This window comes from Actinomyces culturomici (assembly GCF_900499005.1).
Classification (GTDB): domain Bacteria; phylum Actinomycetota; class Actinomycetes; order Actinomycetales; family Actinomycetaceae; genus Pauljensenia; species Pauljensenia culturomici.
The window spans coordinates 170,905-195,103 of sequence record NZ_LS991317.1 but is presented as its reverse complement, the minus strand read 5'-3'; the positions used below and the strand labels follow the sequence as shown (position 1 = coordinate 195,103).

The following is a 24,199-nucleotide window of genomic DNA, read 5'->3' as shown; positions in this document are numbered from 1 at the left end:
ACATCCGTTCGCGATCGACGAGGCCGGGGCGGTCTCCGGGACGAATGGGGGATCGTTCGGGGCCCCGCGCCGAGTCGCCCGTGGGGGCCCCTACCATGGTCGGGTGCCCGATCCCGTCAGCCGCAAGCCGAACGCCCCGAGGACGACCTCGCTCGCCCCGGTGCGCAACCGCCTGCCCGGACTCGACGGCCTCCGCGCGATCGCAGCGGCCCTCGTCCTCGTCTACCACCTCCTTCCCGGGGTCGCGGACGCGGGCTTCGCGGGGGTCGACGTCTTCTTCGTCCTCTCGGGCTTCCTCATCACCTCGCTCCTCCTCGACGAGCTCGCGCGCACCGGTCGCATCGACGTTCGCGCGTTCTGGTTGAGGCGCTTCCGCCGTCTCGTCCCGGCGGTGGCGGCGACCTGCGTCGGCGCCTGCGCGCTCGCCCTCGTCGTCGGAGGAGACGCCCTCGTCGCCCTTCCCCGGCAGGTGATCGGGGCGCTGACGGGCGCGTACAACTGGGTGGAGATCGCGGCGGGCTCCTCCTACTTCGAGCAGTCCTCGCCGCTCCTCTTCACGAACATGTGGTCGCTCGCGGTCGAGCAGCAGTTCTATCTCGTGTGGCCGGTGCTCCTCGTCCTCCTCGTCAAGGCGTCGAAGCGCGCGCGGATCGAGGTCGCCCTCGGCCTCGCCGCGGTCTCGATCGCCCTCCACGCGGTGCTCGCCCCCGCGCACCTCTCGCGCGCCTACATGGGGACCGACGCGCACCTGTGGGGCCTCATGCTCGGCGCGACGCTCGCCTTCGCGGTCCCGCACGCGCTCCGCGTCGGGGAGTCCCGTCATCCGCGATGCCGCGACTGGGGCTGGGCGGGAGTCGCCGCGCTCGCGGCGACGATCGTCCTCGCCGTCGTCCTCCCGGAGGAGGCGATGTACCCGTGGGGGATGGTCCTCGTCTCGGGGGCTGCGGCGGTCGTGATCCGCTCCCTCATTCCCGACGTCTCGGCGTCGGGGCCGGCGGCGGTCCTCGTTCGAGTCCTCGACTCGCGGCCGCTCGTCTGGCTCGGCGAGCGCTCGTACGGGATCTACCTGTGGCACTGGCCCCTGTGGGTCCTCGCCTTCTACGCCGCGCCCCTCGCTTCGCCGGCGCTCGTCGCGGCGCTCGTCGTTCCCGCGTCGGTCCTCATCGCCGCCGCCTCCTACCGGTGGATCGAGACGCCGATACGTCGCGAAGGTTTCGTCGAGTGGGCGAAGGGCCTGGTCGGTCAGGTCCGGGAGGCCTCGCCCCGCAGGCGCGCCGCCGTCCTCGCCGCTCCGCTCCTCGTCGTCGCGCTCGCCTCGAGCGCCCTCGTCGTCTCCCCGAACCGTCCGAGCGCGGCCCTCGCGGTCGAGGCCGGGGCCCAGGCCCTCGACCGGGCGACGAGGTCGGGTGCGCGCGCCGAGCAGTCGGGAGCCCAATCGGGCGTCGCCGATGCCGCGCAGTCCGCCGCGTCGGCGACGTCGGCCCCGGCGGAGGATTCGGACGCCGCGGAGGCGGCGCAGTCGGCAGACGCCGCGCAGTCCGCGCCCTCGGTGCCCGGCGAGGAGATCACCCTCATCGGGGACTCCGTCGCCCTCGGCGCGAGCGGCGCCCTCACGCGGGCGTATCCGGGGATCGCGATCGACGCGGCCGTCTCGCGCCCGATGGCGGACGCACCCGGGATCATCGACGCGCTCGCGCAGCAGGGGGCGTTGCGCCATTACGTCGTCGTGTCCCTCGCGACCAATGCGATCGTCACGGACGATCAGATCGCGACCCTCGTCGGCGAGGTCGGGCCGACGCGCGAGCTCGTCCTCGTCACCGGGTTCGGGCCCGCGCGCTGCACGTGGATTCCCCCGGCGAACGAGGCGATCGGCCGCGCGGCGGCGAAGTACCGCAACGTCGTCGTCGCCGACTGGAGCGCGCGGATCTCGGCGCGCACGGACCTCCTCGCGGGCGACTCGGTTCATCCGGTGAGCGACGAGGGCGAGGAGCTCTACGTCGACGCGCTGCGCTCGGCGTTCGCCGCGGCGCGCTAGGCCCCCGAGGGCCTTCGGGAGTCGGAGCGGCCGACGACGAAGCGGCTCTCGCGCCCGCGGACTCCGTAGGGCCCGGCGATCGGCGCAGGTCAGACGAAGCGTCGGGCGATCGCGACGACGTCGCCCCGGTAGGCGGCCCCGAAGAGCGCGACGTGGACGACGAGGATGTGGAGGCGGTGGAGCCCGAGGCGCTCGCGCCAGCCGTCGTCCAGGGGTGAGGCCTCGTCGTAGGCGTCGAGGATTCTCTCGAGGCGCGGGCAGCCGAACACGCCGAGTGCGGCGAGGTCCTCCTCGGCGTGCCCGCCCTGGGCGGCCGGATCGATGAGCGTCGCCCCCGCCGGAGTCCACAAGACGTTCCCGCTCCACAGGTCGCCGTGCGTGCGGGCGGCGCCCGCTCCCGAGGCGGCGACGAGCGCGGGCTGGCCGTGGTCGAGCTCCCCGGAGGCGAGCCTCGCGCAGAGCCGCTCGAGAAGGGCCCGGTCGGCGGGGGAGAAGCCCGGGGCGCCGAGGTAGGGCGCGATCCTGTACTCCGCGTAGAAGACGCCCCACGAGGCCGGGGCGGCGTCCTCGAGAAGGGGGAGAGGGGCCTCGCCCATCCACCCGTCGCCCTCGTACCCGGGCGGGGGAGCGCCGAGGCGCGGGGCGCCCGCGGCGTGCGTGCGGGCGAGGGCCCGCCCGAACTCCTCGGCGGCCGCGTCGCTCGGAGCGACCCGCTGGAGGCGCGGCTCCTCGAGCCAGGTCCGCCCCGAGGCGAGGACCGGGACGACCGGGGCCGATCCCGGGCCGGCGTCGGCGAGCCAGGCGAGCCCGGCGACCTCGTGGGAGATCCGCGAGGGCCTGGGGTCCGTCTTCCTCCACGTGTCCACGCCGCCTCCTCGTCCTCGTCGATCCGCGTATCGTCCGGTGCGCTCCGGCGGGTTCGCGCCGCTCGGGCAGAGGCGTCGCCGCTCGCCGGCGGTCGGGCCTCTTCCACAGGCGGACCGCCCGCGTCGCGCCGTCCACATCCTCCCACGGCTCCGCGGGTGCGGCGGGAGCGCCCGCGCCTACCGTGTGCGCGACGAGAAGACGATGGGGCGGGAGGGACGACGACATGTTCGAAGCGGAGATCCGCGCGGCCGAAGGGGCCCGCGACGCGCTCGACGGAGTGCTCGTGGAGCTCGAGGGCGCGAGGGCGGACGTCGCGATCGAGGGCTTCGAGGGCTGGGAGGGGCCGGCCTCTGAGGGGGCGCGCGCCCGGCTCCTCGAGGCGAGGGTCGCCCTCGACGCGGCGTTCGCGGAGTGCGAGGACGCGTATCGAGCGGTCGTCCTCGAGGTCGGCTCGCTCGAGGCGCTGTCCGCCCCCGGCGCCCTCACCGCCGCGGCGAGCGCCAACGCTCCCCTCGCCCTGCCCGGCTACGGGCCCGACCCCTTCGGAGGAGCGGGCCATGGGGAGTGAGACGCATCGAATCCTCGTCGTCGGCGGGGGGACGCGGGTCGACGCCGACGTCCTCGCCGCGGCCTCCGGTCGTCTTGCGGACGTCGGCCGCCTGCTCGGAAGGCTCGAGTGGTACGCGACCTGGGCCGCCGATCACGCCTCCTGCGGCACGTGCGTCGATCCGCTGAGCGCGGGCGTGGCCGCGGACGCCGCGGCGCGCGCGAGCCGCTCGATCGAGCTCGCACGGGGGCTGGTCGTGGAACTCGCCGATTCCGTCGCCTACGCCGCGGCTCTCTACGCGGCCGCCGAGGGGCGGGCCTCGAGCCTCGGGTGGCGGAGCCCCCTCGACATCGATTTCGCGGCGGACGGCCCGCACCCGGACGGGGGGCGATTCGTCGAGGGGCGGGTGCGGGCGATGCGCGAGCTGCTGCCGCTCGTCGATCCGCGGGGCCTCGACCTCGTCGCCGCCGCCGTCTCCTTCTACTTCGGCGTCGGGGACGGGCTCGCGGGGGTGCGCGCGCAGCGCGATCTCGCGGCACTCTCCGACGCCCTCTTCGATTCCGCGCTCCTCGCCCCCTCGGGGCGTCGGGCGCTCGCGGGTCTCGACGACCGAGACTCCGCGAGTGCCGGGCGGGGGGTCGGTGCGCACGGGAGCGCGGGAGCGGCCGGGATGGCGGCGAGTTGGGCGGCGGCGCTCGGGGAGGCGCTCTTCGGCCGGGTCCGCGGCGTCGAGGTCTCCGGCCCTGTCCTTCCCGCCGATCGGCGGGGCATCGGGGCGGGGCGGGGACCGGAGCTCTGCGGGATGGCGATGGTCGAGTCGCCCGAGCCCCGTCCTCCGGTCCTCCTCGCGCCCTCGCCGCGCGTGCCGGCGGCCCTCTCGGCGGCGACCTTCGCGCTCCGATTCAGCGGATTCCGCGCCCGCCCGGAGGGGGCGATCCTCGCCTCCGGACCGCTCACCCCACCTGCCGCGCCGACGCCGCCGGTCGCGCCGTCGCGTCCGATGCCCGCGCCCACTCCCGTCTCCGCCTCGCCGACTCCGCTCGCGCCCTCGTCGCTCCTCGGAGAACTCTCCGGCCTGCGCGAGGGCGGGGAGGAGGGGCAGCTGAAGATCCTGCGCCACGAGACCCCGGCGCCGGACGGGACGACCTCGGTCTCCTGGAGCGTCGTCATCCGCGGCACCCAGGACTGGGGCGCGGGCGGTCCCAACCCGCAGGACATGCTGAGCAACCTCCAGGAGGTCGCGGGCGCCGAGTCCGACCAGTCGCGCGCCGTGCTCGCCGCGATGGAGATGGCGGGGATCGGAGCGGGCGAGCCCGTCGAGTTCGTCGGCCACTCCCAGGGCGGCATCGTCGCCGCGCGCCTCGCGACCGACGCGACCGTGCGCGCCGACTACACGGTCGTCTCCGCGCTCACGGCCGGCTCGCCGATCGCCGGGTCGGTCCCAGGCGGCCTGCCGGTCCTCGCCCTCGAGAACACGCGCGACCTCGTCCCCGCGCTCGACGGGGCGTCCAATGCGCCCGGCGTCGTCACCGTCCACTTCGACGGCGCGGATCTCGTCGCGAAGGACGCCGGCCACCTCGCCGCGCACGACATGGGGACCTACCGCGCGCTCATGGAGGGGATCGAAGGGCCCGCAGCGGCCGCGGACCCCGCCCTCGCCGAGGTGCGCGAATGGGAGGAGGCGCGAATCCGGGGCCTCGGGATCGACGGACGGACGAGGACGGAGACGCTCGTCTACGACACGAGGAGGATCGCGGGCCGGGGGTGAGCGGGGCGCGGGGTGCTAACGTGATCGGCGTGACACGGGGTGCCACAGGCTGAGAACACACCCGTTGAACCTGTCCAGTTAGCACTGACGAAGGGATGTCGCATGATCGACTACGCGACCGCACGCACCGCACTCGACGCCGTTCGGGAGACCACGCCCCTGGTCTCCTGCATCACGAACTCGGTCGTCACGAACTTCACCGCCAACGCGCTCCTCGCGATCGGCGCCGCCCCCGCGATGGTCGACATCGTCGGCGAGGCCGGCCCCTTCGCGTCGATCGCGACGGGGCTCCTCATCAACCTCGGCACCCCGACGCCCGAGCAGCGCGAGGCGTCGCGCGAGGCCGCGCGAGCGGCGAGCGACGCGGGCGTCCCCTGGGTCCTCGACCCGGTCGCCGTCGGCGCCCTCGTCCACCGGACCGCCCTCGCCCACGAGCTCGCCGAGCTTCGTCCGACGGTCGTGCGCGGCACCGCCTCGGAGATCATCGCGCTCGCCGGGACCGGCGCGGGCGGGCGCGGCGTCGACGCCGCCGACGAGGTCGACGCGGCGCTCGACGCGGCCCGCTCCCTCGCGGAGCGCTTCGGCTCCGTCGTCGCCATCTCGGGCGCGACCGACGCCATCGTCACCGCCGACTCGATCGTCCGCGTCGGCGGCGGGGCCGAGCTCCTCACCCGCGTGACGGGCGGCGGCTGCGCCCTCGGCGCCGTCATCGCCGCCTTCGTCGGCGCGGGACGGACGAAGGGCCTCGCCGACGCGGACTCCGTCGCCGCCTGCCACATCGCCTACTCCGCGGCCGCCGAGATCGCGCGCGACGAGGCGAAGGGCCCGGGAACCTTCGCCCCCCTCTTCCTCGACGCCCTCGCGAACGTGACCGGAGCCGACCTCGAGAGGATCCCGCTCTCATGAGGCCCGCCCCCGACCTGCGCGTCTACCTCGTCACCGACGACGACCTGTGCGCCGGCGCCGGCCGGACCGTCCTCGAGACCGTCGTCGAAGCGGTCGAGGGCGGCGCGACCTGCGTCCAGCTGCGCGCGAAGACCTCCGACGGCGGCCCCTTCCTCGCCGAGGTCCTCGAGATCGCGCGCGCCGTCGGCGACCGCGTCCCCGTCATCGTCAACGACCGCGTCGACGTGTTCCTCGCGGCACGGGCGCTCGGCGCCCCGGTCGCCGGCGTCCACGTCGGCCAGTCCGACCTGCCCGCCGGCGTCGTCCGCTCGCTCATCGGCGAGGACGCCTACCTCGGCCTGTCGATCGGGACCGACGAGGAGGCGCGGATCGCCGCCGCCGAGGGCGCCGCCGACCACGTCGGCCTCTCGGTCCTGCGCTCGACGGCGACGAAGACCGACACGCCCGACGTCCTCGGATTCGACGGCTGCGCGCGCCTCAGAGGGATCGTCGGCATGCCCTCGGTCGCGATCGGCGGCGTCGGGCGCGCCGACATGCCCGAGCTCGCCCGCATCGGCGTCGACGGCGGGGCCGTCGTCTCCGCGATCTGCTGCGCCGAGGATCCGAGGGCGGCCGCCGCCGACCTCCTCGCCGCCTGGAACGAAGGAGTCTCGGCATGACCCGCGCCGTCACCGCCCTCTCGATCGCCGGCTCCGACCCCTCGGGCGGCGCCGGCATCCAGGCCGACCTCAAGTCGATGAGCGCCAACGGCGCCTACGCGATGACCGTCATCACCGCGCTCACCGCCCAGTCGACCCTCGGCGTCGCAGGCGTCCACGCCGTCCCCGTCGACTTCGTCCGCCTCCAGCTCGACACCCTCCTCGCCGACATCCGCCCCGACGCGACGAAGGTCGGCATGCTCGCGACCGCCGAACTCGCCGACGCGGTCGGCGAGTACCTCCCCGACCTCCCCTTCACGGTCCTCGACCCGGTGATGGTCGCGACCTCGGGCGACCCGCTCCTCGACCCCGACGCGACGGCCGCGGTCCGGCGCCTCTGCACGGTCGCCGACCTCATCACCCCGAATCTCTCGGAGGCCGCGGTCCTCCTCGACGCCGAGCGCGCGACTTCCGTCGAGGAGATGGTCGAGCAGGCGCGCGCCCTCCTCGACCTCGGGGTCCGGCGGGCGCTCGTCAAGGGCGGTCACCTCGACGACGAGGCGACCGACGTCTTCATCGACGAGGACGGGCCGGTGCTTCTCCGGGGCCGGAGGATCGACACGGCGAACACCCACGGGACGGGCTGCACGCTCTCCTCGGCGATCGCGGCCCTGCGGCCGCGCGCTCAGAACTGGGTCGACGCGGTCCGCGGGGCGAAGGACTACCTGACGAACGCGATCGCGGCCGCCGACTCCCTCGGCGTCGGCCACGGGCACGGCCCCGTCCATCACTTCCACGCGCTCTGGCCGAAGGAGGACCGATGAGCTTCACCGACGACCTGTGGACCGGGATCGCCCCGATCCGCGCCGCGATCGACGACCTGCCCTTCGTCGAGGGCCTCGCCGACGGGACGCTGGAGAAGGGGCGCTTCGACTACTACATGGCGCAGGACGCCGCCTACCTCGGCGCCTACGGGCGGGCGCTCGCGGGCCTCGCGCAGATGGGCGACGACCCGGACGACCTCGTCTTCTGGGCGCAGTGCGCGGCGAACGCGATCCTCGTCGAGCGCTCCCTCCACGCCTCCCACGTCGACGTCGTCGCGGGGACGGAGCCCTCGCCGACCTGCGCCGCCTACTCGGACTTCCTCCTCGCCTCCCTCGCCTCGGGCGACTACGCGGTGGCGGCGACGGCGGTCCTCCCGTGCTTCTGGATCTACCAGGACGTCGGCGACGCGCTCCTCGCACGCGCGGGCGACCTTGAGGGCCACCCCTACGGCGACTGGATCGGCATGTACGCCGACCCGGCCTTCGCGGCCGAGACCGCGCGGGCCCGCGCCATCGTCGACAGGCTCGCGGCCAGCGGATCCTCGGCCCAGCGCGAGCGGATGCGCGCCGCCTTCGAGCGCGCGAGCCGCTACGAGTGGATGTTCTGGGACGCCGCCTGGCGCCAGGAGGCCTGGCCGATCTGATCGGGGAGCGCGGGGGCGCCCGGCGAGCATTCGCCGGGCGCCCCCGCGCGCGAGAACCGACCGAGGGGCCCGTCCGCCTCCCTCATGGGAGGCACGGCCCCGGCCTCGTCGATGAGGAGGAGGCGCCTACTCCTTCTTGCCCGTCCCCACGAGGCCGGAGACGACCGAGGCGACGATCGCCGTGATGATCGCGCCCGCGACGCACGACCAGAAGCCGCCGGTCTGGAACGCGAAGCCGAGCTTCGTCGAGAGCCAGCCGGTGAGCATGAACATCGCCGCGTTCGTCACGAGGGCGAAGAGCCCGAAGGTGACGATGTAGAGCGGCAGCGCGAGCGTCGCGACGATCGGCTTGACGAACGAATTGACGACCGTGAAGACGAGCGCGATGACGGCGAGGGCGAGGACGGTCTGCTCCGTCGAGGTGCCCTCGGCGAAGCGGATATCGGGGACGAGGCGCGTCGCGGCCCAGATGCCGGCCATCGTCGCGGCGAGTCGTAGCAGGAACTCCATGCCCCCAGTGTCGCGCATCCGCGGGGCCGCGGCGAGGGCGGGGCGTTCGGCGCACTTCGGGAGCGGCGCCCGTTCGAAGCGCGGGAAGCGGGAGGCGAGCGGGCCACGCGTGGGGTAGGACTGGACCATGAGCGAACTCCAGGTTCCGATCCGATCCGCCGTCCGCGCCCTTCCGCGCTACGTGCCCGGCAAGGCGCTGCCCGGCGCGAGCAAGCTCTCGTCGAACGAGATGCCCGACGCCCCCTCGGAGGGGATCCTCGACGCGATGCGCCGCGCCCTCGAGACCGTCAACCGCTACCCGGACCTCACGGCAGCGCCGGTGCGCGAGGCGCTCGCCGCACGATTCGACGTTTCGTCCGACCAGATCTGCGTGTCGACGGGCTCCTCCGCGCTGCTCCTCGCGGCGCTGTCGGCCGTGTGCGAGGACGGCGCGCGCGTCGTCTACCCCTGGCGCTCCTTCGAGTCGTACCCGATCGCGATCCCCGCCTCCCACGGGGTGGGCGTTCCCGTCCCGCTCGACGAGGACGGGGCCCACGACGTCGAGGCGCTCGTCCGAGAGGCGCAGGACGCGGCGGTCCTCATCCTCTGCTCGCCGAACAACCCGACCGGGCCGGCGCTCGCCTTCGAGACGATCGCCGACGTCGTCGAGCGCGTACCGGACTCGACCCTCGTCCTCGTCGACGAGGCCTACATCGACTTCGCGACCGATCCGGCTGTCCGCACTGCGGTCCCCCTCATCGCGGACCACCCCAACGTCCTCGTCCTGCGCACCTTTTCGAAGGTCCACGCGCTCGCGGGGGTGCGCGTCGGCTACGCGATCGGGAACGCGGAGCTCATCGGCGCGATCCAGGCGGTCGCCGTCCCCTTCGGCGTCTCGACGGTCGCGCAGGCGGGCGCCCTCGCGTCGATCGCGGACGAGGACGGGGTGCGCGAGGCCGCCTCGCGGGTGATCGCCGAGCGCGAGCGCGTCGTCGCGTCTCTGCGGGGCCTCGGGTACGCGGTGCCGACGACTCAGGCGAACTTCTTCTTCCTCCCGGGTCTCGGCGCCGACTTCGTCGAGGCGTGCGCGGCGGCGGGCCTCGTCGTCCGGCCCTTCCCCGAGGGCGTCCGCGTAACGGTCGGCGCGCCCGAGGAGAACGACCGCTTCCTCGCCGTCGCCGACACCCTCAGCTCGCGGACCCGCCCCTGATCACCCACCCGTCCCTCACCCCCGCCTTCCCCGCCGAAAGCATCACCTTTCTCCATCGAGGGGATGCGGGTGAACGCCCTCGTCCTCGGCGTCCCTTGGGAGGTTCGTCTATTGAGACGCTTTGTCCGACGGTTGGATGCCGGGTGTACGACGGAACCATGAGCATCCCCACGGAGAACACCGACACGCAGAATCCCGCGCCCTCGGGCGCCGACGCCTCCAAGGAGGATCGCTCCGCTCGCATCGCGGTGACGATCTTCCCGCTGATGATCATCGCCGCCTTCCTCGCCGCGATGATCGCGCCCGACTTCTTCAAGCCGCTCGCCTCGGGCACGAACTACGCGCTCGGCATCATCATGTTCGGCATGGGCCTCACGCTCACGCTCCCGGACTTCGAGCTCGTCGTCAAGCGCCCGCTCCCCGTCCTCATCGGCGTCATCGCCCAGTTCGTCATCATGCCGCTCCTCGCGGTCCTCCTCACCTGGGTCTTCCAGCTCCCCGCGGCGATCGCCGTCGGCGTCATCCTCGTTGGCTGCGCTCCCGGCGGCACCTCCTCGAACGTCATCTCGTACCTCTCGAAGGGCGACGTCGCGCTCTCGGTGACGATGACCTCCGTGTCGACGCTCCTCGCGCCGCTCATGACCCCGCTCCTCACGGGCTGGCTCGCCGGCGCCTACATGCCGGTCGATGCGAAGGCGATGGCGATCTCCATCGTCAAGATGGTCCTCATCCCCGTCATCGGCGGTCTGCTCATCCGTCGCTTCGCCGCGAAGGCCGTCGAGCCGCTCCTCACGGCCATGCCGTGGATCTCCGTCCTCGGCATCTGCTACGTCGTCATCGCGGTCGTCTCCGTGTCCGCGGCGAAGATCCTCTCCGCGGGCCTCCTCATCCTCGCGGTGGTCGCCTGCCACAACGTCCTCGGCTACCTCCTCGGCTTCTTCGCCTCGAAGTTCACCGGCGGATCCGAGAAGGTCAACCGCACGATCTCCATCGAGGTCGGCATGCAGAACTCCGGCCTCGCGGCGACCCTCGCGGCGACCCACTTCGCCTCGACTCCGGAGACTGCGCTCCCCGGCGCCGTCTTCTCCGTCTGGCACAATCTCTCCGGCGCCGTCCTCGCCATGATCTACCGCCGTCGCACGGTCGACTGAGCCGTCACTCCGACGAGCGGAGAGGGGCCGACGGGCGCACGCCCGGCGGCCCCTCCGTCATGAGAAGCCGACGAGATCAGAGAATCGTCCACGCGTCCGCGAAGCCGAGCCGCGGATTGCGCTCCTGGAAGGCGGACGCCGAGGGGCGTCCGAGGTTGACGAGGAGGATCGGCTCGACCTGCGATCCGGGGAAGTACTCGTCTCGCAGGGCGTCCTCGTTCATCGGGCTCATCGGACCGGCGGCGAATCCGCGCGCCCGGATTGCCTCGATGAGGAAGCCCGCCTGGATGTAGGCGCTCGAGATCGCCATGGAGCGGCGCAGTCCGGCGTCCTCGCGCATGAGGTCGCGGTACCTCGCGCCGCGCGGATGCAGGTCGGTCAGCGTCTCGTGGAAGGCGAGGTCCGCGCCGAGCACGAGGGTCACCGGCGCGGACGCCGACTGTTCGCGATTGCCGAGGGGCAGGAGCGGGAGGAGGCGCGCCTTCGCCTCGGGGGAGCGGACGGCGACGATCCGCAGGGGCTGGCCGTTGACCGCCGTCGGCGCCCATTTCGCGAGATCGTGGATCGCCTCGAGGTCCGCGTCCGAGACCGGCTCGTCCGTGAAGTCGTAGGCGGTCCTCGCCCGGGTGAAGAGGAGAGCGGCGCCCGCCTCGCCGAGCACGGCGGGCTCCGCGGCGGCCTCCAGGGCGTCGGGGTCATCCGGAGTTTCGCGCATCGTCCTTCTCGGGTTATAGGACAAAATGTGTTGGTCGGGTCTAGTCCCAGTCGGTGCGGTAGGGGCTGTGGTGGTGGAGTTCGTGCCAGGCGATGGCGTCTCCCCATTGGGGGATGATGCCGGCGGCGGGGTGCTCGCGTGAGGCCTGTTGCCAGGCCTGTTCGATCTGGGTGTCGGTGGGCATGACTTTCAGGATCTGAGCGGCCGGCAAGGGGCGTTCCGTGTGCATGTAGCACCACCAGAAGATCGCCTTAATCCTGCGCGTGAGCCGCATCCCCCGGTGGTCGCGCAGCATTTGGCGCAGGGGCGCGTTCGTGGCTCCTTCGATCTGGTTGTTCATCGCCGGCATCGCCTGAGCCTGTTCAATGGTTTGTGTAAGCCCTCTTGGAAGGACTGACACTGATGACCATGACTGATGAGAAGACTGCTTCTGCTGGTGCGGGTCGTGAGGCGATCGAGGCGTTGGTGGCCTCTGGTGGTCTGGATGGCTTGTTCGAGCAGATCGGTTCGGGGCAGGTCGCCCTGACGGGCTCGGACGGGCTTCTGTCGGCGTTGTTGAAGGAGGCCCTGGAGCGGGGCTTGCAGGCCGAGCTGACCGACCATCTGGGCTACGAGAAGGGCGAGCGGGCGCCGGTAGCGCGCGGCAACGCCCGAAACGGCACCTCGACCAAGGTGATCGACTCGCAGGTCGGCAGCTTCGAGATCGAGGTCCCCCGCGACCGTGCCGGCACGTTCACGCCTCGCCTGGTGCGTAAGGGCCAGCGGCGCATGGACGGCCTGGACGCCATGATTATCAGCTTGTACGCCGGTGGGATGACGGTGCGCGAGATCCGCCACCACCTAGAGTCCACGCTGGGGGTGGAGCTGTCGGCCGGGACGATCAGCACCATCACCGACGCCGTGTGCGATGCCGTCATGGAGTGGCAGCAGCGCCCCCTGGACGAGTTCTACCCGATCATCTACCTGGATGCGATCCGCGTGAAGATCCGCGACCAGGGGAGGGTGTCGAACCGGGCGGCCCACTTGGCGGTCGGGGTCGACATGGACGGCGTCAAGCACGTGCTGGGGATCTGGATCCAGTCCGAAGAGGGAGCTTCCTTCTGGGCGCACGTGTGCGCCGAGCTCGCCAACCGGGGAGTCAGGGACGTCCTGTTCGTGTGCTGCGACGGGCTGGCAGGCCTTCCTGAGGCGGTGGAGGCGACCTGGCCCGACTCGATGGTCCAGACCTGCGTCGTCCACCTGATCCGCTCCTCGATGAGGTTCGTCGCCTACCAGGATCGCAAGGAAGGTCGCCGCCGCCCTCAAACCCGTCTACACCGCGGTCAACGAGGACGCCGCCTTGGACGCCCTCGCCGAGTTCGCCGCCGGATGGGCGGACAAGTACCCTGACGCCCTGAGCACCTGGCAGCGCGCCTGGGAACGGTTCACGCCCTTCCTCGCCTTCCCGCCCATGCTCCGGCGCGTCTTGTACACGACCAACGCCATCGAATCCTTGAACTACCAGCTGCGCAAAGTCACCAAGAACCGGGGCCACTTCCCCTCCGACGCGGCGGCCGTGAAGCTGCTGTGGCTGGCGATCTGCAACATCGAAGACCGCAGAGCCGCCGAACGCGCCACAACCCCCACCAGCAAACCCTCCCGGCGCGCGACCAACCGGCTCGTCGAAGGCCGCCTCACCACCAACTGGAAACAAGCCCTCGCCCAACTCGCCGCCGCCTACCCCGAACGCATCACCCCCTATCTCTAACCACCGCTTACACAAAACAATTGACAAGCTCCTTCGTCGCCCAAGCCCGCGGATCAGCCAGCATCGACGAAAAGGGTATTGAGCGGGCGCGAATGCTCGTGGGATTGAAGGGCTACGTCACCAACATCCCCAAACACCTCATGCCCGCCTCGGAGGTGATCACCTCGTACCACGATCTGTGGCATGTGGAGCAGTCCTTCCGCATGAGCAAAACCGACCTCAAAGCCAGGCCGGTCTTCCACCACACACGCGACGCCATCGAAGCACACCTGACCGTCGTCATCACCGCCCTCGCCGTCGCACGCCACCTTCAGACCAGAACCGGAATGAGCATCAAGAACCTCGTGCGGACCCTGCGTCCCCTCCAAGAAATCACCATACGAATCGGCAACCACACCGCCACCGCCGCAGACCCCCTCAACGACACCGCCCGAAGAATCCTCACCAGCCTCCACATCGACCCCACACCATAAATCTGGGTCACTTAAACTGCACGAGTCAGGTCNGGCGCCCAGCGCCAGGTCGGTGTAAAGGCTGGTGGAGGTCTGCCAGCCCACGATCCGACGCGAGTTTACGTCGGTGACGAATGCGACACACCCACCCCGAGAACGTTCGGACGTAGGTGATGTCGGCGACCCACAGCTCATTGGGGCGCAAGGCCGAGAAGTGGCGGTCCACGAGGTCCGCGGGGCACTGCTCACGCGGCGCAGAGCGCGTCGTGTGGGGCGTCCTTGGCCCGCCGGATACCCCGCAGCCCCAGGCAGCGCATGAGGCGCTCGATCGTGCAGCGGGCCACGTGCCCCTGCCCGTGGCGCTCAGCGACCACGGGCCGGTTCAGCATGACGTGCATCTTGCGGGCCCCGAACGCCGAGTAGTTCTCAGCATGCACGGCACGGATCTCGTCCTTGAGGACCTCGTCGCGCCTGGCGCGTGGTGAGGGCGGGCGGGTCCTGGCCGCGTAGACGGTGGATGGGGCGATCGTGATGCCGGCGCTAGGTGTACTTCCCCGTGAGGTTGTGAACGCGTTGTGCGGGGGTTTGGCCTTTGATGCCGGTGTGGGGTCGGTGGTGATTGTAGGTGTGGAGCCAGTGCGTGTAGGCGGCTTCGCGTTCGGTTTCGCTGGTGTAGGGGCGCGCGTAGGCCCATTCGGCGGCGAGAGTGCGGTTGAAGCGTTCGACCTTGCCGTTCGTTTGGGGGCGGTAGGGCCTGGTGTACCGGTGTTTCACCGCGTCTGTGAGCGCCCTGTTGAACACGTGCGACCGGTAGCAGGACCCGTTGTCGGTGAGCACTTCGCGCACACTGATCCCCGCTTCGGAGAAGAAAGCAGCCGCCCGCTTCCAAAAGCCCGCGGCCGTCGCCTTGGTCTCATCGTCGAGGATCTCGGAGTACGCGACCCGGGAGTAATCGTCGACCGCGTGGTGCAGGTACCGGTAGCCGCGCGCCCCTGAGGCTCCTTTCCTCGCGGCCCTGTCGCGGGCCGCGCCCGCGGCGCGGTCCTGGGCCGATCCGCGACCGTGAACACGCCAGCCGCCGCCGTCGGGGATGCGGCCGAGCTTCTTGATGTCCACATGGACCAGATCACCCGGACGGGGCCTCTCGTAGCGCACCGGCCGGGGTTTGCGCACCGCGAGCCCTGTGGCCCGGTCGACGTGCGCGAGGAGCGGCATGTGGTAGCGGTTCAGGACCCGCCCGACCGTGGAGCGGGCCAAATGCAGGTGGTAGGCGATGCGATGCGGGCCCAGTGGCGAGTGAAACGCAAGGCGATGATGCGCCGCTCGACGCGCTTGGGCAGGCGGGTGGGGCAGTGATGGGGGCGGGAGGACCGGCCGGAAAGGGGCGCGCCCGCCCGATACCGGTCCACCCACCGCTTGACCGTTGCCGGCGAGCATCCGAACCGTTCGGCCGCGCGCCGCAGGGACCAGCCCTGATCGACGACAAGAACAGCAAGGCGGCACCTTCCCTCCGGCGTCAACGGTGCATGAGCGTGTGTCACGAAGGCCTCCTTGTACAGGTTGCGAGTGTGGTAACCCACATCCTGCCAAGGAGGCCTTCACCTATCCACGCCGTTCACAACCTCCCGAGGAAGTACACCTAGAAATGACAGAAGAGGGCCATATGCTTATTCGGCCTCCATCGCCCGAAGAATCGTCCCCGCCTCCCGACCTCCAATCGAATCACCCAGTTCTTCCTGCTCACCCATTCACTAGACGTCGAGCACTTCGAGCTGCACGTTGCGGCTGGAGCACGGACCACTCGATCCTGTAGTCGCTCATCCAGGCGGCATCAATCATTGACCACCTCGGGAACATGCGAGAGGTCAACCTCAACCACCCACCATTCTCAGCGATCTCTTTCGGCACGCAGATAACGGCGATTGCGGCTCGTTGCGGGCGCCGTGGCAGCGACGAGTCCCATTGCGACAAGATCCCGCATCTGTACCCTCAACGCGCCAACACTTCGCCCAGTCTTCTCAGCAATGTCTCTGATCGAAAGTTCCACACTCGGGTCGAGAACCGCCAGAACATCTCGCTGGGCCGCGGTTAGCCCCCCAACTGCTCTTTCACTAACATACAAGGGCCCGTCGAGATTGCCCTCGAGAAGTTTCTCATCTAGCAGCTTGCACAGAACTGCGCGCGCATCATCGGAATCAAGCCCAAGTTCTCGTTTCAGGTCGCCGACCTTCACCTGACCTCGACTCTTCGCGATCGCGAGGGCAGAGTCCTCGACATGCGATCGAGGCCCCCCAGGTAGGCCTCGGAGCCAAGCCGCCATTCCCGGATCGATTAGGCCGAACCTGTAGAGGCTCAGGACGACGGAAGACAGACTCGATTTGCTGTAGTCCGGAGCTCGGAGCCCCTTCTGTTTCATGAGGGCGATCATCTTCAAGACGCCTGTTCCCGCATTCTCTGCAACTGTCCCTTCACCACTGGAGCGAGGAACCTTTGTCAGTAGTGCCGAGAGCACACGATTCCGCGAGTCAGAGACGCCCTCAGCGATATTCTCCGCCGTCCGAGTGCCCCAAAAGCCACCCGGACTCGTTATCTCAACCCGATCCGGATATACATCGACTGAGACCTGACGACTCTGCGCGCGCTCGGAATAGTCACGGTGTGCAACCGCATTCGCGATTGCTTCACGGAGAACTTCAGCTGGAATCTCCAATTCGTCAGAACCGGCGACCCCATCCACTATGCGCATGGTCCTGAGGTGTCGCGCGACCGTTGCTACCGCGGACTCGACAACATCAGGCAGCGCCCCGTCACACTGCTTGCGATCAACGAATCGAACTCCGTCCGCAGCAGCCTTTTCGGTCAATGGATGAACACTGACATCAACAGTGAGCTGCGGGAAAAACTGCTGAGGATAGATCCCCATTGCAAGGAGACCTGCCAAGGTTGGCTGGTCATGCTCTCCCCTCACCACACTCAATCGCCTGAGGGCAAGAAGGCGATCGCCCGAGCCAATCCCATCGAACATCTTCGAGCCAGAATCGCGTTGCCGGGCAAGCATTCGATCAACGAGGCTCTCAGACAAGTCCGAGATCGCTGCACCATCCACTGGCTGACGGTCTACGTCTTGGGGCCCGTTGTGGCGAGTCTGCAAGGCATAGATCTCATAGGCAGAGAGCCGTTCATCCCGATCATCGACTCGACGATAGGAACCCGCCTGAATGCCCTGCTGGACCACATAGCACGGGAGGTTGCGACTCGGATCCTCCACCATTGCTTCAATCTCGAGCGCCACGACGTATGCACCATCAATCCTTATGATCTCTGGCATCGCCCCAGGGATTGGATTCACCTTTTGGCCTTGTCCTTCGCGTAGGCCATCTAGAAGGGCTGTGAAGATCCGCTGAGCCGCAAAGCCAGGCACAGGAGAAAAGTTCGTCTCCTCACTTAGACCGAGGATGACGATCCCTCCACTTGTGTTTGCGAATGCAGAGACACTCTCCCACACCGATTTGGAAAGCTTCGTTTCACAAGCCTTCACCTCAATTTGGGCAGTCTCGCGACCCAGCTCACGAACTAGTGCGATGGCGGCAAGCACCGCTTCTTCACTCATGGCTTCACTGTAGTCAAGTGAGACGTCACTGTACACACTGAGGCATGTCACTGAATACAGTGAGGATCTGACTGCATATCACTGACAGCCCCATGCACAGCGGCTGGCCCGACAAGCGACGCTCCAGCATCGAAACGAGCCGCAAAAAACGGGTTATAGGACAAAATGTGTTGGTCGGGTCTAGTCCCAGTCGGTGCGGTAGGGGCTGTGGTGGTGGAGTTCGTGCCAGGCGATGGCGTCTCCCCATTGGGGGATGATGCCGGCGGCGGGGTGGTCGCGTGAGGCCTGTTGCCAGGCCTGTTCGATCTGGGTGTCGGTGGGCATGACTTTCAGGATCTGAGCGGCCGGCAAGGGGCGTTCCGTGTGCATGTAGCACCACCAGAAGATCGCCTTGATCCTGCGCGTGAGCCGCATCCCCCGGTGGTCGCGCAGCATTTGGCGCAGGGGCGCGTTCGTGGCTCCTTCGATCTGGTTGTTCATCGCCGGCATCGCCTGCCCCCAGGTGGGGTCGCAGAACGTGAACAACACGCCCCTCGCCAGTAGCCGGTTCAGGCTGTTACGGGCGCGCACGAGCCGCTCATGCGTGTACTCCCACCCGCCATCGTCTCTGGGCGTCTTCTCGGCGAGGAACACCTCCCACCGCTCACACCACCCCCTGTAGTCCTCCACCCACGCCTCGGCCTGCGAAATGTCGGTGACGCGAATGAGCTGCTTGCCCAGGGCGTACAGCTCTTTGGACGCAGGCAGCTTCGGACGGGTCGTTGTCGCTTCCTTCACCTTCGAAAACGCGTGAAACGTGCACCGCTGCACCCGCGAATCCGGCCAGATCTTCTTACGCGCCTTCTCGAACCCGCTCCCCCCATCGGTGACCACCAGCTCCGGAGGGGCGATCCTGCTCATGAGGGCCTCCCAGGCGCGCGAGTTCTCCGTCCTGGCCACATGACCTGCCCACCACATGCTCACGCGTCTGGGCGATCACCACGACCGCCTTGCGGCCCAGATGAATCCCGTCGACGAACACGACCTCGTGCACCTCATCGACCACGGGAGCGAAAGGCCAGACCTCCCACAGGTGCTGGCACCGCCGCCGAAACGACCTCCCGCCCCCAGGCATATCCGCCTGACGGGCCCCGCTGAGCAACCAGGAAAGGAACTCGCCCAGGTGCTTGGCCGACGCGTCAATCTCATTCAGACCGGTGACATTGCAGGCCGTACACCTCCACCGCTGCCGTCCAGCTGACGTCTTCCCATGACGCGTCATCCGACCACCACACACAGGGCACGAAGCAGTATTCACCCCGAGAGGCAAACACACCCAACTAAAACCCGGACTTTCCCGCACCACAGAGCCGAAAAACCCCGATCAGACCAACAGATTCTGTCCACCCTCATAGTTGGCCGCCACCAACTAAAACCCAGACTTTCCCGCACCAGCACAACGAAAAGTCCCAGTCAGACCAACACGAGGTGTCCTTTAACCCTCCTTCTCCTTTCGACGGCGCCCGGCCCCGCCCTCGTGAACATCGACGAGGACGCGGCGGGGAGCCGGAGAGACGAAGCCCCCGGCATCCGTGATGCCGGGGGCTCGCACATGAGTCGGGGTGGCGGGATTTGAACCCACGACCTCTTCGTCCCGAACGAAGCGCGCTACCAAACTGCGCCACACCCCGTGCGACTGTTGAAGTATAGCGGGCGCGGGGTCGGCCTCCCAAATCGGATCGGCCGCTCGGATGCCGGATCCGTCACACGGAGCGAATCGTGAGGAGGGTCGCCTCGGGGCGGGTCGCGATCCGGATCGGCGCGAAGGGGGACGTGCCGAGACCGGCGGAGACGTGGAGGAGGGAGGTCCGCGTTCCGGAGGTCCACCGGTGGAGGCCCTTCGCGTAGCGGCGGTCGATGTCGCAGTTCGTGATGATCGCGCCGAAGCCGGGGATGCCGATCTGGCCGCCGTGCGTGTGGCCGGCGAGGACGAGGTCGGCGCCCGCGGTCGTCATCGCGTTGAGGACTCGGGTGTAGGGGGCGTGCGTGACGCCGAGGCGCAGGGTCGAGTCGGACGCCCATTGGGCCTCAGGGTCGACGATGCGATCGCGGTTGATATGGGCGTCGTCGGTGCCGAGGAAGGAGACGACCTGCTCGCCGCCGGACTCGCCGCGGAGGGGGACGGAGAGGGCGCCCGCCCGATTCGAGAGATCGAGCCAGCCGGCGTCGCGGAAGCGCTTCGTCATCGCCGTCCAGGGGATGTCGGGGATGGTCCGCGTCGGCGGCTTCGAGGCGCCGAGGAGGTAGCTCCCCCAGGCCTTCCGACGGGCCGAGTAGTAGTCGTTCGATCCGAGGACGAAGACGCCCGGGAGGTCGAGGAGCGGCTCGTAGGCGGCCTCGACGAGTTCGAGCCCCTCGGCGAGCCCGAAGTTGTCGCCGGTCGAGACGACGAGATCGATCCGTTCGGCCGCCGCGACCTCGTGGAGGAAGTCGACGAGGAACTCCTGACCCGGATAGAGGTGGAGGTCGGAGACGTGGAGGATCGACAGCGGGGCGATGCCGCGGTGCGCGGGGACGTCGATCGTGAGACGGCGCAGGACCGGCAGCCGCCGCTCGAGGGAGCCCCAGGCGAGGGAGGCGGCGCCGACGCCGGTGAGGACGGCGCCCGCGATCCCGAGGGCGCGTCCGGTCGCGACGAGGCCGCGCGGCGCGAGCGAGGGCTGGTCCGCGAGGACCTCGAGTCCGAGTGGAAGCGGTGCCGACGTCATCGAGGCTCCTAACCCTGTCCGTTCCCGTCGCCGCCAGCGTTCCCGTTGCCCTGGTCGCTGGGGGTGGTCGTCTGAGTGTCGGAGTTCGCCGAGTCGTTCTGGCCGGCGGTGTCCGAATTCGTGTCCCTGCTCGTCGTCTGCCTCTTCACGGGGGCCGGCGTGCCGATGTAGGCGCTCGGCATCGCATCGACGGGAGTTCCGGCGAGGGCGGCGGACATGTAGGGCGCCCAGATGTTCTGGCCGACGAAGGTCTCGCCGTAGATCGCCTGGTAGTAGACGCCGTTGATGACGACGTCGCGGACCGGCGTCGTCGAGGAGTCGGCGTGACCGACCCACGTGGAGGTGACGAGAGAGGGCGTGAAGCCGGTGAGCCACGTGTTCGCCGAGTAGTCCGTCGTGCCGGACTTCGCGGCGAACGGCCTGCCGTCGGCGAGGCGGGTCGAGGTGTAGTACTGGCCCGCGGAGGCGGTGAGGAGGGTCGCGACCTGATCGGCGACGGTCTGGTCGAGGACCTCCTTGCAGTTCGCCTGGTACTCCTTCAGCGTGTTCTCGTCGCGGTCGGTGACGCTCGACATCGACATCGGCTCGCAGAGCTTGCCGCCGTTGTCGAACACGGCGAAGGCGCGCGCGACGTCGAGGGGCGAGGCCGAGGAGGAGCCGATGATGTTCGCGGGGACGGAGTCGATGACGGAGCCGTCGCTCTTCGTGATCCCCATGTCCGCCGCGGTCTGGAAGATCTGGCAGAAGTCGAGGCGTGAGGCCATGTTGACGAACGCCTGGTTGACGGAGAGCCCGGTCGCGCGGATGACGTTCATCGCGCCGTCCTTGCCGGCGAGGTCCTCGACCTTCCAGGGCTCGGTGTAGATCGCCTTGCCGCCGCAGGTGAAGGAGTAGGCGGGGTAGTTGCGGTTCGTGGAGCCGACCGACTCGTAGGCGGTGTGCCCTTCCTTGAACCACTCGGCGAGGGTGAAGACCTTGAAGGTCGATCCGATCTGGAATTGGCCGTCGGCGGCGTAGTTGCTCATCGTCTGGCCGGCGTCGACGCCGTACGCGGTGTTCTGCGACATCGCGAGGATCGACCCGGTCGACGGATCGAGGGAGACGAGGGCGTCGTCGACGCCGGACGGGTCGGAGTCGGGGATCGCGCTCGTCAGCGACTGGAAGGCGGCGTCCTGCTTCGTCGGGTCGATCGTCGTGCGGATCGTGAGGCCGCCGGTCTTGAGGAGGTGCTCGCGGGCCGCCGCCGTCTCGCCGTAGGTCGAGTCGGCGAGGAACTGGGCGATGACGAAGTCGCAGAAGTAGCCGTAGTTCTCGCGGGCGCCAGTGCAGCCCTCGGCGGTGGCGCCGGGGTGGAGCATGTCGGCGATGGGAGTCGCGACGCCGGCGTCGTACTCCTCCTGGGTGATGACGCCCTGTTCGAGCATGACGCCGAGGACCGTGTCGCGTCGGGTCTGGGCGGCGTCGGGGTAGGAGAGCGGGTCGTATTCGACGGGGGACTGGACGAGGCCGGCCAGGAGGGCGGCCTCGAGGTAGTTGAGCTCGGACGCGGACTTCGAGAAGTAGCGCTGCGAGGCCGCCTCGACGCCGTAGGTGATCGGGCCGAAGGGGGCGATGTTGAGGTAGCCGGCGAGGATGTCGTCCTTGCTCATCTTCCGCTCGAGGGCGAGCGCGTACTTGATCTCGCGGAGCTTGCGGGCGGTCGTCTGCTCGGTCGCCGCGGTCACCTGATCGGCGTCGCCCTCGAGGTAGCCCTTCTCCTGGAGGGCGTTGCGGACGTACTGCTGGGTGATCGTGGAGGCGCCCTGGGTGCCCGAGTCGGAGAGGTTGTTGACGAAAGCGCGGGCGATGCCGGTCGCGTCGACGCCGTTGTGCTCGTAGAAGCGCTTGTCCTCGATGGCGACGATGGCCTTCTTCATGATGTCCGCGATGTTCGCCGAGGGGACGACGATGCGCTGCTTGTCGTAGAAGCGCGCGATGACGCCGCCGTTGGCGTCGAGCATCTGGGACTCCTCGGCGGGTTCGACGACCTGGATGTCGGAGGGGAGGTCGTTGAAGATCGAGGGGACGGACTTCGCCGCGATGGCCGCCGATCCCGTCAGCGGCACGAGCATTCCTGCTCCGAGGACGCCGATGAGGGCGGACACGGAGACGAACGCGATGAGCAGCGCCACGAGCTGGGCGGGGCTGACGAGACGCGGGTGGGAGTGCGACATGGGTCCAGAATACGCAATGGGGTTCCGCGGGGAGCTGGACGGCGCCTGTGAGGGGCGTCGTAGCCGATCGTTCCGGTTTGTACTTCCTCTCTAATTGTGTGTATCGTCACATATGAAAGCTCATTGGCGAGCGATTTGGAGAAGCATCCCATGACGAGTGTCGACGATGACCAGAGCTGGGTGGCGAAGGCGCTGTGCGCGTCCTACGAACCCGATGCGCTCTTCGTCCAGGGGGCCACGCAGAGGCAGGTCCGCCTCCGCTGCCTGCAGTGCGAGGTGAGGCTCGAGTGCCTCGCCGACGCCCTCGATTCCGAGGCGAATTTCGGAGTGTGGGGAGGTCTGACGGAGCGCGAGCGCCGCGCGATGCTCCGCCACTACTCGGAGGTGACGAACTGGCGCGAGTGGCTCGAGGAGTCGAGCGATCCGCTGGCCGTCGAGATCCGCGCGCCGAAGGTGCCGCGCGTCCTCGCGCACGTCAGGGGATGACGGGCGCGGCCGCACGCCATTAGGATCGGCGCCATGACGACTTGGGAATACGCGACCATTCCGCTGCTCACGCACGCGACGAAGGTGATCCTCGACCAGTGGGGAGCGGACGGGTGGGAGCTCGTCCAGGTGATCCCCGGACCGAACGGTGGGGACAACCTCGTCGCCTACCTCAAGCGCCCGAAGGAGTCCTGACTTCCGGATCGACGAGGGCGGGGCCGCTGCGCGGAGGCGGGGCGGCCGGAGAAGACGAAAGGGGGAGGGCCCGGGAACCGAGGTTCCCGGGCCCTCCCCGTCTCGTTGAGCGCCCGTTCAGCGCGCGCGGCGCGCGAGCCGGTCGACGTCGAGGAGGGTGACGGCGCGCCCCTCGAGGCGGATCCAGCCGCGGGACACGAAGTCGGCGAGCGACTTGTTGACGGTCTCGCGGGAGGCGCCGACGAGCTGGGCGAGCTCCTCCTGGGTGAGGTCGTGGGGGACGTGGACGCCCTTGTCGGTCGCCGTGCCGAAGCGGTCTGCGAGGTCGAGGAGGGCCTTGGCGACGCGGCCGGGGACGTCGGAGAACACGAGGTCGGAGAGCGACTCGTTGGTCCGGCGCAGGCGCTGGGCGAGCGCCTTCAGCATGTGCTTCGCGAGCGTCGGGTTGGTGTCGAGGATCTCCATGAGGTCCTCGTGCTCGAGGAAGAGGAGCGACGCCGGGGAGACGGCGGTCGCGGTGGTCGACCGCGGACCCGGATCGAAGAGCGTGAGCTCGCCGATGATCTCGCCGGGGCCGAGGACCGCGAGGAGGGATTCGCGGCCGTCGTTCGAGGTGTGGCCGAGCTTCACCTTCCCCTCGGTGACGATGTAGAGGCGGTCGCCGAGGTCGCCCTCGTCGAAGAGGGTCTCGCCGCGGCGGAGCGTCGTGTGTCCCATCTTCTGCTGGAGCGAGACCTGCTGGGCCTCGTCGAGGCCCCCGAAGAGCGGGACCTGGCTGATGAAGTTTCCGTCGCCGATCATGTGGGCGCGAGCTCCGTTCTGCTCATGGCCCCGGTGTCACCCGGTGGGCCTGGGTCGGTCTTCACCGCGGGGCGCGGCGCGCCCGGGGACGGTGAATCACTGCACATTATGCCCCCTTCGGCGCCGCCGTCGGGGGTTCGCGCGACGACGCGTC

The 24,199-nt window shown here is 69.3% G+C and carries 22 protein-coding genes, 1 tRNA gene, 3 pseudogenes and 1 riboswitch; of the genes and pseudogenes, 13 read left to right on the top strand and 13 right to left on the bottom strand.

Annotated features, from left to right (window positions below; genetic code table 11):
- The first annotated feature begins 103 nt into the window (after positions 1-103).
- The gene (locus DY157_RS11390; protein WP_160159487.1) at positions 104-2,035 is read left to right on the top strand and encodes an acyltransferase family protein; all 1,932 of its coding nucleotides are present in this window, start codon (positions 104-106) and stop codon (positions 2,033-2,035) included.
- Positions 2,036-2,124: 89 nt separating this feature from the next.
- Here DY157_RS11390 and DY157_RS07910 read toward each other — a convergent pair whose 3' ends face one another.
- Complete coding sequence (locus tag DY157_RS07910; protein WP_115728112.1) at positions 2,125-2,901, bottom strand: fructosamine kinase family protein; 777 nt, start codon at positions 2,899-2,901, stop codon at positions 2,125-2,127.
- Between the two features lie 224 nt (positions 2,902-3,125).
- On the opposite strand from DY157_RS07910, the gene DY157_RS07905 reads away from it, so the two are divergent.
- The 6 genes from DY157_RS07905 (at position 3,126) to DY157_RS07880 (ending at position 8,229) form a co-directional block, all read left to right on the top strand.
- Complete coding sequence (locus DY157_RS07905; RefSeq protein ID WP_115728111.1) at positions 3,126-3,470, top strand: hypothetical protein; 345 nt, start codon at positions 3,126-3,128, stop codon at positions 3,468-3,470.
- Entirely contained in the window at positions 3,460-5,217 is a 1,758-nt protein-coding gene (locus tag DY157_RS07900; RefSeq protein ID WP_115728110.1) for a hypothetical protein, read from the top strand. Before DY157_RS07905 ends, DY157_RS07900 begins: the two co-directional genes overlap by 11 nt.
- Before the next feature lie 25 nt (positions 5,218-5,242).
- Positions 5,243-5,330, top strand: a riboswitch (TPP riboswitch).
- Complete coding sequence (thiM, locus tag DY157_RS07895) at positions 5,320-6,123, top strand: hydroxyethylthiazole kinase (protein WP_115728109.1); 804 nt, start codon at positions 5,320-5,322, stop codon at positions 6,121-6,123. (Overlaps the previous riboswitch by 11 nt.)
- Complete coding sequence (gene thiE / locus DY157_RS07890; protein ID WP_115728108.1) at positions 6,120-6,782, top strand: thiamine phosphate synthase; 663 nt, start codon at positions 6,120-6,122, stop codon at positions 6,780-6,782. Before thiM ends, thiE begins: the two co-directional genes overlap by 4 nt.
- Entirely contained in the window at positions 6,779-7,585 is an 807-nt protein-coding gene (gene thiD, locus DY157_RS07885) for a bifunctional hydroxymethylpyrimidine kinase/phosphomethylpyrimidine kinase (RefSeq protein WP_115728107.1), read from the top strand. Before thiE ends, thiD begins: the two co-directional genes overlap by 4 nt.
- Positions 7,582-8,229 (top strand): TenA family protein, encoded by a 648-nt coding sequence (locus DY157_RS07880; protein WP_115728106.1) that lies wholly within the window; start codon positions 7,582-7,584, stop codon positions 8,227-8,229. Before thiD ends, DY157_RS07880 begins: the two co-directional genes overlap by 4 nt.
- Before the next feature lie 126 nt (positions 8,230-8,355).
- Here the strand turns inward: DY157_RS07880 and DY157_RS07875 are convergent, their stop codons facing one another.
- Positions 8,356-8,868, bottom strand: coding sequence for a phage holin family protein (locus DY157_RS07875; protein WP_328587402.1), 513 nt, complete (start codon positions 8,866-8,868; stop codon positions 8,356-8,358).
- On the opposite strand from DY157_RS07875, the gene DY157_RS07870 reads away from it, so the two are divergent.
- On the top strand, positions 8,867-9,928 hold the full coding sequence (locus DY157_RS07870) for a histidinol-phosphate transaminase (protein WP_115728105.1): 1,062 nt from the start codon (positions 8,867-8,869) through the stop codon (positions 9,926-9,928). The genes DY157_RS07875 and DY157_RS07870 overlap by 2 nt on opposite strands.
- A gap of 158 nt (positions 9,929-10,086) precedes the next feature.
- Positions 10,087-11,079 (top strand): bile acid:sodium symporter family protein, encoded by a 993-nt coding sequence (locus DY157_RS07865; RefSeq protein WP_115728449.1) that lies wholly within the window; start codon positions 10,087-10,089, stop codon positions 11,077-11,079.
- 76 nt (positions 11,080-11,155) lie between these two features.
- Here the strand turns inward: DY157_RS07865 and DY157_RS07860 are convergent, their stop codons facing one another.
- Together DY157_RS07860 and DY157_RS11760 are read right to left on the bottom strand one after the other, a co-directional pair.
- Positions 11,156-11,794, bottom strand: coding sequence for a malonic semialdehyde reductase (locus DY157_RS07860; RefSeq protein WP_115728104.1), 639 nt, complete (start codon positions 11,792-11,794; stop codon positions 11,156-11,158).
- 40 nt (positions 11,795-11,834) lie between these two features.
- The gene (locus DY157_RS11760) at positions 11,835-12,143 is read right to left on the bottom strand and encodes a hypothetical protein (protein ID WP_175578451.1); all 309 of its coding nucleotides are present in this window, start codon (positions 12,141-12,143) and stop codon (positions 11,835-11,837) included.
- A 59-nt stretch (positions 12,144-12,202) separates the two neighbouring features.
- On the opposite strand from DY157_RS11760, the pseudogene DY157_RS07850 reads away from it, so the two are divergent.
- Both DY157_RS07850 and DY157_RS07845 read left to right on the top strand, forming a co-directional pair.
- Positions 12,203-13,541 (top strand): annotated as a pseudogene (locus tag DY157_RS07850) (IS256 family transposase).
- Positions 13,478-14,014 (top strand): IS1634 family transposase, encoded by a 537-nt coding sequence (locus DY157_RS07845; protein WP_328587404.1) that lies wholly within the window; start codon positions 13,478-13,480, stop codon positions 14,012-14,014. The pseudogene DY157_RS07850 and the gene DY157_RS07845 overlap by 64 nt, the downstream one beginning before the upstream one ends.
- A 224-nt stretch (positions 14,015-14,238) precedes the next feature.
- On the opposite strand, the gene DY157_RS11985 is transcribed toward DY157_RS07845, so the two are convergent.
- The 8 genes and pseudogenes from DY157_RS11985 to DY157_RS07810 all read right to left on the bottom strand — a co-directional run bounded on the left by DY157_RS11985 (position 14,239) and on the right by DY157_RS07810 (position 22,563).
- A complete protein-coding gene (locus tag DY157_RS11985) occupies positions 14,239-14,520 on the bottom strand; it encodes an IS3 family transposase (RefSeq protein ID WP_407923472.1) in 282 nt (93 codons plus the stop codon).
- 13 nt (positions 14,521-14,533) lie between these two features.
- Positions 14,534-15,430 (bottom strand): IS481 family transposase, encoded by an 897-nt coding sequence (locus tag DY157_RS07835; RefSeq protein ID WP_235827131.1) that lies wholly within the window; start codon positions 15,428-15,430, stop codon positions 14,534-14,536.
- Positions 15,376-15,534: pseudogene (locus tag DY157_RS11745) on the bottom strand (helix-turn-helix domain-containing protein); the annotation flags it as partial. The pseudogene DY157_RS11745 and the gene DY157_RS07835, both read right to left, overlap by 55 nt.
- Positions 15,535-15,881: 347 nt before the next feature.
- Positions 15,882-17,603, bottom strand: coding sequence for an ATP-binding protein (locus tag DY157_RS07830; RefSeq protein ID WP_115728102.1), 1,722 nt, complete (start codon positions 17,601-17,603; stop codon positions 15,882-15,884).
- 180 nt (positions 17,604-17,783) lie between these two features.
- Positions 17,784-18,900 (bottom strand): annotated as a pseudogene (locus tag DY157_RS07825) (IS1249 family transposase).
- Between the two features lie 299 nt (positions 18,901-19,199).
- Positions 19,200-19,273, bottom strand: a tRNA-Pro gene (locus DY157_RS07820).
- Positions 19,274-19,345: 72 nt separating this feature from the next.
- Positions 19,346-20,350: a metallophosphoesterase gene (locus DY157_RS07815; protein WP_115728101.1), complete on the bottom strand. Its 1,005-nt coding sequence runs from the start codon at positions 20,348-20,350 to the stop codon at positions 19,346-19,348.
- 8 nt (positions 20,351-20,358) lie between these two features.
- Entirely contained in the window at positions 20,359-22,563 is a 2,205-nt protein-coding gene (locus DY157_RS07810; RefSeq protein ID WP_115728100.1) for a transglycosylase domain-containing protein, read from the bottom strand.
- Positions 22,564-22,713: 150 nt separating this feature from the next.
- Between DY157_RS07810 and DY157_RS07805 the strand changes: the two genes are divergently transcribed.
- Positions 22,714-23,049, top strand: coding sequence for a WhiB family transcriptional regulator (locus DY157_RS07805; RefSeq protein ID WP_115728099.1), 336 nt, complete (start codon positions 22,714-22,716; stop codon positions 23,047-23,049).
- Between the two features lie 33 nt (positions 23,050-23,082).
- The gene (locus DY157_RS07800; protein ID WP_115728098.1) at positions 23,083-23,244 is read left to right on the top strand and encodes a DUF4177 domain-containing protein; all 162 of its coding nucleotides are present in this window, start codon (positions 23,083-23,085) and stop codon (positions 23,242-23,244) included.
- A gap of 117 nt (positions 23,245-23,361) precedes the next feature.
- Here DY157_RS07800 and DY157_RS07795 read toward each other — a convergent pair whose 3' ends face one another.
- A complete protein-coding gene (locus DY157_RS07795) occupies positions 23,362-24,045 on the bottom strand; it encodes a Crp/Fnr family transcriptional regulator (protein ID WP_115728097.1) in 684 nt (227 codons plus the stop codon).
- Positions 24,046-24,199 lie beyond the last annotated feature (154 nt).

Coding starts and splice junctions, on each gene's coding strand:
- DY157_RS07905 (WP_115728111.1), top strand. CDS start 3,126: ATGTTCGAAGCGGAGATCCGCGCGGCCGAAGGGGCCCGCGACGCGCTC.
- DY157_RS07900 (WP_115728110.1), top strand. CDS start 3,460: ATGGGGAGTGAGACGCATCGAATCCTCGTCGTCGGCGGGGGGACGCGG.
- thiM (WP_115728109.1), top strand. CDS start 5,320: ATGATCGACTACGCGACCGCACGCACCGCACTCGACGCCGTTCGGGAG.
- thiE (WP_115728108.1), top strand. CDS start 6,120: ATGAGGCCCGCCCCCGACCTGCGCGTCTACCTCGTCACCGACGACGAC.
- thiD (WP_115728107.1), top strand. CDS start 6,779: ATGACCCGCGCCGTCACCGCCCTCTCGATCGCCGGCTCCGACCCCTCG.
- DY157_RS07880 (WP_115728106.1), top strand. CDS start 7,582: ATGAGCTTCACCGACGACCTGTGGACCGGGATCGCCCCGATCCGCGCC.
- DY157_RS07870 (WP_115728105.1), top strand. CDS start 8,867: ATGAGCGAACTCCAGGTTCCGATCCGATCCGCCGTCCGCGCCCTTCCG.
- DY157_RS07875 (WP_328587402.1), bottom strand. CDS start 8,868: ATGGTCCAGTCCTACCCCACGCGTGGCCCGCTCGCCTCCCGCTTCCCG.
- DY157_RS07865 (WP_115728449.1), top strand. CDS start 10,087: ATGAGCATCCCCACGGAGAACACCGACACGCAGAATCCCGCGCCCTCG.
- DY157_RS07860 (WP_115728104.1), bottom strand. CDS start 11,794: ATGCGCGAAACTCCGGATGACCCCGACGCCCTGGAGGCCGCCGCGGAG.
- DY157_RS11760 (WP_175578451.1), bottom strand. CDS start 12,143: ATGCCGGCGATGAACAACCAGATCGAAGGAGCCACGAACGCGCCCCTG.
- DY157_RS07835 (WP_235827131.1), bottom strand. CDS start 15,430: ATGCTCGCCGGCAACGGTCAAGCGGTGGGTGGACCGGTATCGGGCGGG.
- DY157_RS07830 (WP_115728102.1), bottom strand. CDS start 17,603: ATGAGTGAAGAAGCGGTGCTTGCCGCCATCGCACTAGTTCGTGAGCTG.
- DY157_RS07815 (WP_115728101.1), bottom strand. CDS start 20,350: ATGACGTCGGCACCGCTTCCACTCGGACTCGAGGTCCTCGCGGACCAG.
- DY157_RS07810 (WP_115728100.1), bottom strand. CDS start 22,563: ATGTCGCACTCCCACCCGCGTCTCGTCAGCCCCGCCCAGCTCGTGGCG.
- DY157_RS07805 (WP_115728099.1), top strand. CDS start 22,714: ATGACGAGTGTCGACGATGACCAGAGCTGGGTGGCGAAGGCGCTGTGC.
- DY157_RS07800 (WP_115728098.1), top strand. CDS start 23,083: ATGACGACTTGGGAATACGCGACCATTCCGCTGCTCACGCACGCGACG.
- DY157_RS07795 (WP_115728097.1), bottom strand. CDS start 24,045: ATGATCGGCGACGGAAACTTCATCAGCCAGGTCCCGCTCTTCGGGGGC.